Here is a 13,087-nt window from a genome sequence, read left to right as displayed (position 1 = left end):
ATAGCCCGCGTCAGACGCGCTCGATGATGCGTTCGCCGAACAGCCCTTGCGGGCGGACCAGCAGGAAGGCGAGCGCCAGCATGTAGGCAAACCAGTTTTCGATCGCGCCGCCGACGATCGGGCCGACGTAGATCTCGGCCAGCTTCTCGCCGACGCCGATGATCAGCCCGCCGACGATGGCGCCGGGAATGGAGGTGAAGCCGCCAAGGATCAGCACCGGCAGCGCCTTCAGCGCGATCAGCGACAGCGAGAACTGGACGCCCGACTTGGCGCCCCACAGCGTTCCCGCGACCAGCGCCACGAAGCCCGCGACCGACCAGACGATGACCCAGATGGTCTGCAGCGAAATGCCCACCGAAAGCGCTGCCTGGTGATCGTCGGCCACGGCGCGCAGCGCCCGGCCGATGCGCGTCTTCTGGAAGAAGATCGCCAGGAAGCCGACGAGCACGGCGGCAATCAGCGCCGCGAAGACCTCGAGCTTTTCGACGTAGATATTGAAATTGTCGAGCATGTAGTCGGAGGCGCCCGACGGCAGGCCGATGTCGAGCACCTTGACGTCCGATCCCCACAGGATGTCGCCGACGCCTTCCAGCACATAGGCAAGCCCGATGGTCACCATGAACAGGATGATCGGCTCCTGGTTGACCAGATGGCGCAGCACGAAGCGCTCCACCGCCCAGGCGACGAAGACCATCACGCCGATGGTCATCACGAAGGCGATCGGCCAGGGCAGGCCGGTCTTTTCCATGATGCCGGCGAAGGTCAGCGCGGCGAACAGGCACATCACGCCCTGCGCGAAATTGAAGATGCCGGATGCCTTGAAGATCAGCACGAAGCCGAGGGCGACCAGCGAGTACATCACGCCGGCCATCAGGCCCGACAGGATCGTTTCGATCAGAAACTCCATCTCACGCTGTCCTTTAGTGTTCGTGCGGAACGCCGAGATAGGCGTCGATCACATCCTGGCTGGCCTGCACCTCGTCGGGCGGGCCATCGGCGATCTTGCGGCCGTAGTCGAGAACCACGACCCGGTCGGAAAGGTCCATGACGACGCCCATGTCGTGCTCGATCAGGGCGATGGTGGTGCCGAACTGCTGGTTCACGTCGAGGATGAAGCGGCTCATGTCCTCTTTTTCCTCAAGGTTCATGCCGGCCATCGGCTCGTCCAGCAGCAGCAGTTCCGGTTCCATGGCGAGCGCGCGGGCGAGCTCGACGCGCTTCTGCAGCCCGTAGGGCAGACGCCCGACCGGCGTCTTGCGGATCGCCTGGATCTCGAGGAAGTCGATGATCTCCTCCACCTTGCGGCGGTGCTCGATCTCCTCCTTGAGCGCCGGGCCCCAGTGCAGGCACTGCCAGATAAAGTTGGACTTCATCTTCAGGCCGCGGCCGGTCATGATGTTGTCGAGCGTCGTCATGCCCTTGAACAGCGCCACGTTCTGAAAGGTGCGGGCAATGCCGTTGCTCGCCGCCTCATAGGGCTTCATCTTGCGCCGCACCTTGCCGCGCCAGGTGATGGTGCCCTCCTGCGGATGGTAGAAGCCGTTGATCACGTTGAGCATCGACGTCTTGCCTGCGCCGTTCGGCCCGATGATCGCGCGCACCTCGCCCTTGACGATGTCGAAGGAGATGTTGGTGATCGCCTTCACGCCGCCGAAGGCCAGCGACACATTGTCGACGCGCAGCAGCACCTCGCCCTTTTCCATGCCGGAGTGGCCGGCCATGCGGGCGGGATCGACAAAGGCACTCATTCCGCCGCCTCCTGAATGTTGCGCCCCGAGGCGGGGTGAAGGGTCATGTCGCGGATCTCGACGGTTGCCTCGAGCGCGCCCTTGCGGCCGTCCTCATAGGTGACTTCCGTCTTGACGTGTTTCTCGGTCGAGCCGTCGTAAAGCGCCTCGATCAGCGGCGCATAGCGCTCGGCGATGAAGGAGCGGCGCACCTTCTGGGTGCGGGTCAGCTCGCCGTCGTCGGCGTCGAGCTCCTTGTGCAGCACCAGGAACCGCTTGATCTGCGCGCCCGCCATCATCGGCTCGCCGGCAAGGTCCCGATTCACCTGGTCGACGTGACGCTCGATCATGTCATAGACGAGCGGATGCTGGGCCAGCTCCTGATAGGAGGCGTAGTTGACGTTGTTGCGCTCCGCCCAGGAGCCCACCGCCGTCAGGTCGATATTGACGAAGACGCCGCAGAAGTCGCGCCCGTCGCCGAAGGCCACGACCTCCTTCACATCGGGGAAGAACTTCAGCTTGTTCTCGATGTATTTCGGCGCGAACAGGGCGCCGCTCGTCAGCTTGCCGACGTCCTTGGCCCGGTCGATGATCTTGAGATGGCCGTTGTCGGCGATGAAGCCGGCGTCGCCGGTCAGCACCCAGCCATCCTCGGTCTTGGTCGACTTCGTCGCCTCGTCGTTCTTGTAGTAGCCGACGAAGACGCCCGGCGAGCGGTAGAGCACCTCGCCGTTTTCCGCGATCCTCAGCTCCACCTGTGTGGCCGGCTTGCCGACCGTGTCGCCGAAGATCTCGCCGTCGGGCTGCATGGTTATATAGACGCTGGCTTCCGTCTGGCCGTAGAGCTGCTTCAGATTAAGACCGAGCGAGCGGTAGAAGCGGAAGATCTCCGGGCCGATGGCCTCGCCGGCGGTGTAGCCGACCTTGAGGCGGGTGAAGCCCATCTGGTTCTTCAGCGGTCCGTAGACCAGGATCTCGCCGAGCCAATAGGCCAGACGATCCTTCAGGCCGACGTCCTCGCCGTTCAGGATGCGCTCGCCGACCCGCTTGGCCACGCCCATGAAGACGTCGAACATCTTCTTCTTGAGTTTGCTGGCGTCCTCCATGCGCACCATGATGTGCGTCAAAAGGCCCTCGAAGACGCGCGGCGGCGCGAAAAAATAGGTCGGCGCGATCTCGCGGCGGTCGGACAGCACCGTCTCCAGGCTCTCCGGACAATTGACGCAATAGCCGGCCGTATAGGCCTGGGCGAGCGAGAACACATGGTCGCCGATCCACGCCATCGGCAGATAGGCGAGCGTTTCCTCGTGCTCGTCGAGCTTGTCGAAGGCGTTGCCGTTGCGACCCGAAATCACGAGATTGTCGAAGGAGAGCATCACGCCCTTGGGCCGTCCCGTGGTGCCGGAGGTGTAGAGCATCACCGAGATGTCGTCGCCCTTGCCCTTGGCGATCCGCTCCAGCCAGGCGCGTTCGCGCGCCGGATCGGCATCGAGCGCCTTGCGCCCCACCGCTTGCATCTCCTCGAAGGAATGCAGCCGCGTGTGGTCGTAGTCGCGCAGGCCCCTGGGATCGTCGTAGATGACGTGTTCCAGCCGCGGCAGCCCCTCCGACATCGACAGGAGCTTGTCGACCTGCTCCTGGTCCTCCACGCAGGCGAAGCGCACCTCGGCGTGCTCCAGCACGAAGGCCATTTCCTCTGCGACACTGTCGGAATAAAGCGGCACCGGCACGCCGCCGAGCGACTGCGCGGCGACCATCGTCCAGTAGAGACGCGGCCGGTTGGTGCCGACGATGGCGATCCTGTCGCCCTCGGTGAAGCCGATGTCCTGCAGGCCGATGGCAAAGGTCCGGATTTCCTCCAGGACCTCCGACCAGCTCCAGGCCTGCCAGATTCCGAGATCCTTTTCGCGCATTGCCGGACGGTCAGCAAAGACCTTGGCGTTGCGCAACAGGATTTTCGGAAAGGTGTCCTCGTCGAGGCGCTCGACGACGGGCGACCCTGCCATTGCGTTTCTTCCCCTCTTTGCGCCCCTGTTTTGTCGGGGTCGCATAATTCTTTGGCGCTATCAGACTACCAACGATCCGCCGGATCAAGCCTTTCTCTCTTTTTGGAGAATTACAGGCGAGTGACGCGGAACTGAGCGCAAGGGAAGGCTACGGCCCGGTCATTGCGCCAGTATGTGCCAATTGCAACGAAATGTTTCAAAGCAGCGGGCCGGCGGACGGGTGTTTTCGTTCGACAGCCCGGCGACTTTGCGTAAACTCGCCCCATGTCCAGCGGCGACCTTTTCCGCGACCGCCTCGATCTGCTGCAGGCGGCGCTCGACCACATCAACCAGGGTTTTTCCGTTTTCGACGGCGATCTGCGGCTTGTGGCGTGGAACCGCCAGCTTTTCGAGATGCTGGACTTTCCGTTTCACCTGGCAAAGCGCGGCACCCATCTGGCGGCCTTCCTGGAGGTCAACGCGGCGCGTGGCGAATATGGCGAGGGCGATGTCGCCGAACTGGTCGCGCGCCGGGTGGAGCGCGCACGCCTTTTCGAGCCGCATAATTTCGAGCGCATCCGCCCCGACGGTCAGGTGGTTCTGGTCACCGGGGCACCGCTGCCTGAGGGCGGCTTCGTCACCACCTATACCGACGTCACCCGCGAGCGAGAGCATCAGGCGTCGCTGGAGCGCACGGTGGAAGAGCGCACCCGCCAGTTGCGCCAGAGCGAGGACTGGCTGCGCCTCGTCACCGACAATGTGCCCGCGCTGGTCGCATATCTCGGCCCCGGGCCGGTCTTTCGCTTCGCCAACCGCCGCTACGCCAAATGGTTCGACCAGACGGTGGAATCCATGATCGGCAAGCGCGCGGAGGACGTGATCGGACCGGAGCTCTACCGGGAGATCGCCCCGCATATCGAGAAGGCGTTTCGCGGCCATGCGGTCTCCTACGAATATTCGCGCGCCCGCGCCGACGGCCGGCTCGTGCACATGCGCTCGACGCTGATCCCCGACCGCACCCTCGACGGCCGCACGCTCGGCTGTTTCGTGCTGTCGCTCGACGCCACCGACCAGAAGCGCAGCGAGACGGCCCTAGCCCACGCCCAGCGCATGGAGGCCGTCGGCCAGCTCACCGGCGGCCTTGCCCATGACTTCAACAACCTTCTGACCATCATCATCGGAAACGTGCTGGCGCTGCGCCGCCGGGCCGACGCGCCCGCCATGCCGGATCTCGCCGCCCATCTCGACCCGATCCTCCACGCCGCGCAGCGCGGCGCCGATCTCACCCGGCGGCTTTTGGCGTTTGCGCGCGGCGATGCCCCCAACACCAGGCCGGTGCGCCTGTCCGGCGTCATCGCCAATATCGAGGGGCTGGTGGCCGGCTCGCTCCCCTCCGCGATTTCCTGGTCGACCGCCATCGGCGATGACAATCTGGTGGCGGAGGTCGACCCGGCCGAGCTGGAAAACGCGCTGGTCAATCTCGTGCTGAACGCCCGCGACGCCATGCCGGACGGCGGTCGCGTGTCGCTCTCGCTCACCCGGCTGCAACTGTCCGACACCCAGGCCGACCGGCTTGGCGTGGAGCCCGGCGCCTATGCGCAGATCCTCGTCGGCGACACCGGCACGGGCATGAGCGAGGACGTGCGCCGGCAGGCGTTCGACCCCTTCTTCTCCACCAAGCCCTTCGGCACCGGCAGCGGCCTCGGCCTGCCGACCGTCTACGGCTTCGCGCGCCGGACGGGCGGCAATGTCGCAATCGATTCGCAACCGGGCCGCGGCACCGACATCCGCATCCTTTTGCCCGCGCTGTCAGGCGCGGACATGCAGGGCGACGGCGCCGACGAGCCGCATGCCGCGGAGGGCAACGGCGAACTGGTGCTTCTGGTCGACGACGACGAGGCGGTGGCGAATGTGGTGCGGGACCAGCTCTGCGCCCTCGGCTACACCGTGCTGGTGACGACGGAGGCCCGCGACGCCATCGATCTCGTGCGCGATGTTCCCGACATTCGCGCGGTGCTCAGCGACATCGTCATGCCGGGTCAGGTCAACGGCCTCGCGCTCGTCGAGGAACTGCGCCGCATCCGCCCCGGCCTGCCGATGGCGCTGATGACCGGCTACCGCGAAGGCCCGGCCAAAGAGGCGACCCGCCCGGCTTGTCCCGTCCTGCCCAAACCCTTTACAAGCAGCATGCTGGCGAAAACGATGAGCGAGATACTCGCCCCATGACCACCTCCGGATCCCATCGCGACACGGCCGCGCCCGAAGGCGACGGCACGCAGATCCTCGTCGTGGAGGATGACGCCGACATCCGCGCCTTGCTGTGCGACACGCTCGCCACCTACGGCTTTCGCGCCAGCGGTTTCGCCACCGCCGAGGCCGCGCTGCATGAGATCGCCCGGCAAATGCCGGCCGCCGTGATCCTCGATCTCGGCCTGCCGGACATGGACGGCATGGAAGCGATCAACCGCATCCGCGCGCGGGGGTCCGTGCCGATTCTGGTGCTGTCGGCGCGCGCCCATGCCTCCGACCGGATCATGGGGCTTGAGTTCGGCGCCGACGACTATGTGGTAAAACCCTTCGACCCGCGCGAGATCGTCGCCCGCATCCGCTCGCTGCTGCGCCGCGCCAACCCGCCGGACCAGCAAGCCGAAACGGACGTGAAAGCCGCGCGCTTCGCCGGCTGGCGCTTCGAGCCGGGATCGCACCGGCTGGTCGCCCCCGACGGCGAGGAGAGCTTTCTCTCCACCGGCGAGGCGACCCTGCTGACGGCCCTGCTGAAAGCCCCGAAGCGGGTGCTGACCCGCGACCACCTCTTGGAACACGGCGGGCGCGACGACACGCTCGACCGGGCGATCGACGTGCGCATCTCGCGCATTCGCAAGAAGCTGACCCGCCCGGACGAACCGACCCTGATCCGCACCGTCTACGGGTCCGGCTACATGCTCACCGCCCAGGTCGACTGGAGCTGACGCGGGCCGCAGGGCCCGCGCGCGGCCCTTCCCCCTATTCGGCGGCGAGCTTCGCCGCTTCCGGATTGCGATAGGCCGCAAGCAGGTCCGGCACCTTCGCCTCCGCCCGCTTCGCGGATGTTTCCCGCACCGGTCCGAAGCCCTTGATGCCTTCCGGATAGGCCAGAAGCGCCAGCGCCTGATCGGCATTGGCCTGCGAGAGCGTTCCCGCGACCTCCTCGACCACCGCGACATAATCGTCGCGCAACCGGCGCTCCATGCGCCGTTCCGCCGTGCGGCCGAAGACATCCAGCGCCCCGCCGCGCAGCCCTTTCAGCCGCGCCAGCATGCGGAACACCGGCATAACCCACGGTCCGAAGCGGCGCTTGGCCGGCCGGCCGGTGCGCGGGTCCGTGCGGCTCAGCATCGGCGGCGCGAGGTGGAACTCCAGCCGCTCGTGGCTTTCGAAGGTCTCCGCGAGCTGGTCGGCGAAGGCCCCGGAGGTAAACAACCGCGCGACCTCGTATTCGTCCTTGATCGCCATCAGGCGGAACAATTCGCGCGCCGCGGTGCGGACGATCTCCTCACCCTTGTCGCCGAGACCCGCCGCCCGCTGGCGAAGGGCCGTGACACGCTGCGCATAGCGCTTGGCATAGTCGGCGTCCTGATACTCGGTAAGGAAGGCGACGCGGCGCGCCACCATCTCGTCCAGCGTTTCCGACAGCCGGCGGTGCGCCAGCGCCTCCGGACGGCTCCTGGCCAGACGCTCGACGGCCTGCGGATCGACGGCGGCGACCCGGCCCCAGGCGAAGGCGGCAAGGTTCATCTCGACCGAGACCTTGTTTAGGCGGATCGCCTCCTCGATCGCATCGCGGGTGAGCGGCAGTGCGCCGAGCTGCCAGCCGTAGCCGAGCAGGAACATGTTGGCGGCAATCGCGTCGCCGAAGATCTGCGTGGCGACCTCGGTCGCATCGATGAACCGGCTGGCGTCGCTGCCCGCCGCGGCTTCGATTGCGGCAACCAGGCGACGGCCCGGCAGGCTGAAATCGGGATCGCGGGCGAAATCGCCGGGCAGCGTTTCATGCGTGTTGATGACCGCCGTCGTGCGGCCCTGTTTCATCGCCGTCAGAACCTTGGCGGATCCGGCCACCACGATGTCGCAGCCAAGCACCAGGTCGGCGCTCCCCGGTCCGACGCGGATCGCGGAAATATCCTCCGGCCGCGGCGCAAGCTTCAGGTGACTGGTCACCGCGCCGCCCTTTTGCGCGAGCCCGGCCATGTCGATGATGCCGCAGCCGAGGCCGTCGAGATGGGCGGCCATGCCGAGCACCGCGCCGATGGTCACCACGCCGGTGCCGCCGACACCGGTGATCAGCACCGAATGGGTCTGCGTCAGCGGCGCGATCTTTGGCTCCGCAACCTCCGGCGCCGGCGGCGGCGACACCGCGCGCCCCTTGAGCACGCCGCCCTTGACGCTGACGAAGGAGGGACAGAAGCCCTTCACGCAGGAAAAATCCTTGTTGCAGGACGACTGGTCGATGGCGCGCTTGCGGCCCCATTCCGTCTCCACCGGCTGGATGGCGACGCAGTTCGACTGGATGCCGCAATCGCCGCAGCCCTCGCAGACCAGTTCGTTGATCACGATCCGCTCGTCGGGATCGGGGAACAGGCCGCGCTTGCGCCGGCGGCGCTTTTCCGCCGCACAGGTCTGGTCGTAGATCAGGACGGTGAGCCCTTCGATGCCGGCCAGTTCCCGCTCCACCGCGATCAGGTCGTCGCGATGGTCGATGCTCGTGTTCTCCGGCCAGTCGGTCGTCGGCGGGTATTTTTCCGGCTCGTCGGTGACGATCGCCACGCGGCGCGCGCCCTCCGCCGCCACCTGGCGGGCGATCTCGGGAACCGTCAGCCCGCCGTCATGGGCCTGGCCGCCGGTCATGGCGACCGCGTCGTTGTAGAGGATCTTGTAGGTGATGTTCACGCCGGCGGCATGGGCGGCGCGGATCGCCAGCGCGCCGGAGTGATTGTAGGTGCCGTCGCCGAGGTTCTGGAACACATGGCCGGTGCGCGAGAACGGCGCCTCGCCGATCCAGTTGGCGCCCTCGCCGCCCATCTGGGTGTAGCCTTCCGTGTTGCGGTCCATCCACTGCACCATGTAGTGGCAGCCGATGCCGGCATAGGCGCGGCTTCCTTCCGGAATGACGGTGGAGGAATTATGCGGACAGCCGGCGCAGAAATAGGGGCTGCGCACCGCGACATCGCCGGTGCGGGCGAGCCGCTCGCGACGACCTTCCAGATCCGCGAGCGCGGCACCGAGCGCTTCGGTCGGGCGGCGCTCCTGCAGCCGGCGGCCGATCTCCAGCGCGATATGCATGGGTTCGAGCGCGGCCGGCGCGGGGAAGAGCACGCGCCCCTCCTCGTCCTGCTTGCCGATGATCGCCGGCGCGTCGCGCGTGCCGTAAAGGATTTCCTTCGCCTGCCCCTCGATCAGGCCGCGCTTTTCCTCCACGAAGACCAGCAGCTCCAGCCCCTTGGCGAAATCGCGCATCCGGCTCGCATCGAGCGGCCACGGGCAACCGATCTTCAGGAAGGCCAGCCCGTGGTCGGCCGCCGCCACCTCGTCGAGACCGAGCATGTCGAGCGCTTCCAGCACATCGAGATAGCTCTTGCCGGTGGAGACGATGCCGATCCGGGGCGTGCGCCCGCCGGACAGAACCACCCGGTCGAGCGGATTGGCGGCAATGAAGGCGCGGGCCGCGGGAAGCTTGACGTTGTGCAGCCGGGCTTCCTGGGTCAGCGCATGTTCGGCGGGGCGGATGTGCGGCCCGCCCTCGGGAAAGGCGAAATCGGGAAAGATCGGCATGACCCGGTCGATCCGCCCGTCGATTGAGGCGGTCGACTCGACATTGTCCTTGACGAGCTTCAGGCCCGTCCACAGCCCGGAGAAGCGCGACAGCGCCCAGCCGTAGAGGCCGAAGTCGAGGATCTCCTGCGCGCCGGCGGGATTGAGGATCGGCATCATCGCGTCGACCAGCGCGAATTCCGACTGATGCGCGGTCGTCGAGCTTTCGCAGGTGTGGTCGTCGCCCATCAGCGCCAACACGCCGCCATGCGGCGAGGTGCCGGCGAGATTGGCGTGGCGGAAGGCATCGCCCGAGCGGTCGACCCCCGGCCCCTTGCCGTACCAGATGCCGAAGACGCCGTCGTATTTGCCCTCGCCGCGCATCTGCGCCTGCTGGGTGCCCCAGAGCGCGGTCGCGGCCAGGTCCTCGTTGATCGCCGGGCGGAAGACGACATCCGCCGGTGTCAGCAGCTTCGTCGCGCGCTGGAACTGCTGGTCGAGCGCGCCGAGCGGCGAGCCGCGGTAGCCCGTCACATAGCCGGCGGTGTTGAGGCCGGCCTGCCGGTCGCGTTCCTTCTGCATCAGCACCAGGCGGATCAGCGCCTGCGTGCCGGAAATGAAGATCCGCTCCTTGCTGAGGTCGAACTTGTCGTCGAGCGAAACCCGATTGCGCGTCATGTGATGTGCGATCCCTTGGCAAGTAGGCACCCGGTCGGGCGCAGGCATGTCTCAAGCCCCGAAGGGCACCCGACAGGGCGCGCCCGCTCCGGGGCTTGCGTGTTGCGACCAGTTAACAGCCTAGCCCCCGCCCGGATCAAGCGTTGCGCGAGGGCAGGAGGAACCTGTGCATCCGCAAAGAAAAACGGGCGGGCGCATGGTCTGCGTCCGCCCGTTGGTGATGTGCCGGCTTTCTAGAAGCTCAGCGACACGTCGCGATGGCTGGAGTTGCAGGCGGCGACATAGAGCGCCTGCTCGCGCGGCAGCGCCGGCTGGCCGCGCAGGCCGATGGTGTCCTTGATTGCGTCGTTATAGGCCATCAACTGCGGCAGAAGCTCCTGCTTCGCCCGCTGGCGCCAGGCCATGTCGGCCTCGAACAGCGTGATGGCCTCGGCGATCGCGGCGCGCGCCGCCTCCGGGTCCGGCGTGCGCGAGCGCATCGCCGAGCGCGCATCGTTGACGGCGGAGCGCACGTCGCGCGCGCCCTCGATGTCGCTGTAGATGCTGCGCACGTCGGTGACCCGCTCCACGAAGGCCTCCGGTTCCATCGTGTCCAGCTCCTGGGCGAGGCCGCGCAGGGTGTCCTCGCTGGCGGCCAGCCTGTCCACGTCGGAGATCACCTTCATGAGTTCGCCAAGCGGCTCATAGGCATCGTCCACGGCCCGGCGATAATCGCGCCGCGCCTGATTTTCCGCGTTCTGGATCTTGGCGAAGGTCGTGTGGGTGTCCTCCCAGGCCGCGGGGATCTGCGCGACCAGCGCGGCGCGGTCGGTCTTCAGGTCCTCGATCTGCCGGGTGGCGCGTTCGCCGCGCGCGGTCGAATAGATCTGCCCCTCGCCCGACCGGCGCACGATCAGCTCGAGATCGGCGATCCGCTCGTCGATGCGCCGGATGTCGCGCTCGATGGCGCGCACCGTCACATGCAGCGGGCGATAATCGACCGCGGCGACCGCAACGGCGGCTTCCGCCTCGACGATCTGCGACATCAGCGTCAGGCTTTCCTCCGCCTTGTCGAAGCTCTCGGCCAGATCCTCGCGCAGGTCTTCCGGCACATAGGACAGATCGAGCGCCTTCGCCGTCTGGATGGCGGCGCGAATGTCGGCGCCGTTTTCCGCGAATTGCTCCTGGACGTAGTTTTCCATGCAGTACTGCAGCCGCGGATTGAGCGGCGGCGGCGCCGTCTCCGACAGGAGCGACGACCGGTTCGGCAGATAGTTCACCAGCGACGGATAGAAGCCGACGATGCCGAGCGCCACAAGCTGCAGCGCGATGAAGGCGATCACGCCCTTGTACATCGCCGTCGTCTTCACGGTCGCTGGCGCCACCCCGCGCAGGTAGAACAGCGCGAAGCCGAAGGGCGGCGTCAGGAACGACGTCTGGATGTTCAGGCCGATCATCACGCCGAGCCACACCGCCGTCACATTGGCGGACGGATCGGCGAGCAGGATCGGCGCGACGATCGGCACGACGACCACGGCGATCTCGATGAAGTCGAGGAAGAAGCCGAGGACGAAGATCACCAGCATGACGATCAGGAACTGCATCCAGAAGCCGCCGGGCAGCCCTTGCAGGAATTCCTTGACCAGTTCCTCGCCGCCGAAGGCGCGGAAGGCCGAGGTCAGCATGGCCGCGCCGAGCAGGATGATGAAGACCAAGGACGACGTCTTCGCCGTCTCGACCATCACCCCTTTCAGCGTGTCCTGGATTTTCAGCGTGCGCCAGCCGCTCCAGAAGATGGCGAAGAGCAGCAGCGACACCGCGATCAGCGCGACGATCAGGCCGACCACGTCGGCGCTGGTGTCGATCCGCTTGATGTTGATCTCATGGAAGCTGACGACCAGCGCGATGGCCAGGAGAGCCAGCACGGCCAGGATCGCGGGCGTGTATTTGCCCTTCTCGCCGTCGCTCAGCCGGTAGCCGGCCATGATCATGGCGCCGATCGCGCCGATCGCGCCGGCCTGGTTGACGGTCGCGACGCCGGCGATGATCGACCCCAGCACCAGGAAGATCAGGGCGAGCGGCGGGAACAGCGTCAGCACGACCTTCACCAGGAAGTCGCGGTCGAACTTGCCGCCGTAATGCACGGCCGGCGCCGACTTCGGGTTCAGGATCGCGAACCCCATGATGAACAGCATGTAGAGACCGACGAGCACCAGTCCCGGCAGGAAGGCGCCGAGGAACATCTCGCCGGCGCTCGTCGAGGTGACCGCGAAATCCGACGGCATCGACAGTTCGCCGGTGCTTTCCTTGTAGAGCGTCTGGCGGATCGACCCGGCCTGGTCCACGGCACTTGCCAGCTGGTCGGCCAGGATGATGAGCACGATGGAGGGCGGGATGATCTGCCCGAGCGTGCCGGAGGCGGCGATGGTGCCGGTGGCAAGCGAGGGCGAATAATTGTTGCGCAGCATCGCCGGCAGCGAGATCAGGCCCATCGCCACCACGGTGGCGCCGACGATGCCGGTGGTCGCCGCCAGCAGCGCGCCCACGAAGACGACGGAAATGCCAAGCCCGCCCGGGATCGGGCCGAACAGCTGCGCCATGGTGACCAGCAGGTCCTCGGCGATCTTCGAGCGCTGCAGCATGATGCCCATGAAGACGAACAACGGGATCGCGATCAGCGTATCTCGCTCCGCCTCCCAGTAGACGCCGCGGAAGTTGGTGACGCCGGCGCTGAGCCATTGCGACGGCCCGCCGTGCGAGAAGAAGGCATCCGTTTCACCGGCGAACAGATAACCGCTCAGGGCGGCGATCCCGATCGTCAGGATCGCGGATCCGGGAAGCGCGAAGGCAACCGGAAAGCCCGACCCGAGTGCGCCGGCCATCAGGATGACCAGCAGAGCGAGAAAAAAGAGTTCCATCGTCCGAGACCCG

7 protein-coding genes are annotated in these 13,087 nt (G+C 66.6%); 2 read left to right on the top strand and 5 right to left on the bottom strand.

Annotated features, from left to right (window positions below; translation table 11 throughout):
- Positions 1 to 10 precede the first annotated feature (10 nt).
- The 3 genes from LC092_RS14475 to LC092_RS14465 are packed head-to-tail and all read right to left on the bottom strand — an operon-like array spanning position 11 to position 3,733.
- Positions 11 to 907, bottom strand: coding sequence for a branched-chain amino acid ABC transporter permease (locus LC092_RS14475; protein ID WP_224807706.1), 897 nt, complete (start codon positions 905 to 907; stop codon positions 11 to 13).
- Between the two features lie 13 nt (positions 908 to 920).
- Entirely contained in the window at positions 921 to 1,748 is an 828-nt protein-coding gene (locus tag LC092_RS14470) for an ABC transporter ATP-binding protein (protein WP_224807705.1), read from the bottom strand.
- Positions 1,745 to 3,733 (bottom strand): AMP-binding protein, encoded by a 1,989-nt coding sequence (locus tag LC092_RS14465; RefSeq protein ID WP_224807704.1) that lies wholly within the window; start codon positions 3,731 to 3,733, stop codon positions 1,745 to 1,747. Before LC092_RS14465 ends, LC092_RS14470 begins: the two co-directional genes overlap by 4 nt.
- A 264-nt stretch (positions 3,734 to 3,997) precedes the next feature.
- On the opposite strand from LC092_RS14465, the gene LC092_RS14460 reads away from it, so the two are divergent.
- Together LC092_RS14460 and LC092_RS14455 are read left to right on the top strand one after the other, a co-directional pair.
- Positions 3,998 to 5,938: a PAS-domain containing protein gene (locus LC092_RS14460; protein ID WP_224807701.1), complete on the top strand. Its 1,941-nt coding sequence runs from the start codon at positions 3,998 to 4,000 to the stop codon at positions 5,936 to 5,938.
- Positions 5,935 to 6,681 carry a response regulator transcription factor gene (locus LC092_RS14455; RefSeq protein WP_224807699.1) on the top strand — a complete coding sequence of 249 codons (747 nt, stop codon included), beginning with the start codon at positions 5,935 to 5,937 and terminating at the stop codon, positions 6,679 to 6,681. The genes LC092_RS14460 and LC092_RS14455 overlap by 4 nt, the downstream gene beginning before the upstream one ends.
- Positions 6,682 to 6,715: 34 nt before the next feature.
- On the opposite strand, the gene LC092_RS14450 is transcribed toward LC092_RS14455, so the two are convergent.
- Together LC092_RS14450 and LC092_RS14445 are read right to left on the bottom strand one after the other, a co-directional pair.
- Entirely contained in the window at positions 6,716 to 10,177 is a 3,462-nt protein-coding gene (locus tag LC092_RS14450) for an indolepyruvate ferredoxin oxidoreductase family protein (protein WP_224807697.1), read from the bottom strand.
- Positions 10,178 to 10,410: 233 nt separating this feature from the next.
- On the bottom strand, positions 10,411 to 13,074 hold the full coding sequence (locus LC092_RS14445; RefSeq protein ID WP_224807695.1) for a TRAP transporter large permease subunit: 2,664 nt from the start codon (positions 13,072 to 13,074) through the stop codon (positions 10,411 to 10,413).
- Positions 13,075 to 13,087: the final 13 nt, after the last annotated feature.

This window comes from Stappia stellulata (assembly GCF_020176715.1).
GTDB lineage: Bacteria > Pseudomonadota > Alphaproteobacteria > Rhizobiales > Stappiaceae > Stappia.
The sequence above is the reverse complement of the archived record's forward strand: the minus strand, read 5'-3'. Positions and strand labels throughout refer to the sequence as shown.

What these genes read in the sequence shown, in the direction of transcription:
- LC092_RS14470 (WP_224807705.1), bottom strand. Translation starts at nt 1,748, where the DNA reads ATGAGTGCCTTTGTCGATCCCGCCCGCATGGCCGGCCACTCCGGCATG.
- LC092_RS14465 (WP_224807704.1), bottom strand. Translation starts at nt 3,733, where the DNA reads ATGGCAGGGTCGCCCGTCGTCGAGCGCCTCGACGAGGACACCTTTCCG.
- LC092_RS14475 (WP_224807706.1), bottom strand. Translation starts at nt 907, where the DNA reads ATGGAGTTTCTGATCGAAACGATCCTGTCGGGCCTGATGGCCGGCGTG.
- LC092_RS14445 (WP_224807695.1), bottom strand. Translation starts at nt 13,074, where the DNA reads ATGGAACTCTTTTTTCTCGCTCTGCTGGTCATCCTGATGGCCGGCGCA.
- LC092_RS14460 (WP_224807701.1), top strand. Translation starts at nt 3,998, where the DNA reads ATGTCCAGCGGCGACCTTTTCCGCGACCGCCTCGATCTGCTGCAGGCG.
- LC092_RS14450 (WP_224807697.1), bottom strand. Translation starts at nt 10,177, where the DNA reads ATGACGCGCAATCGGGTTTCGCTCGACGACAAGTTCGACCTCAGCAAG.
- LC092_RS14455 (WP_224807699.1), top strand. Translation starts at nt 5,935, where the DNA reads ATGACCACCTCCGGATCCCATCGCGACACGGCCGCGCCCGAAGGCGAC.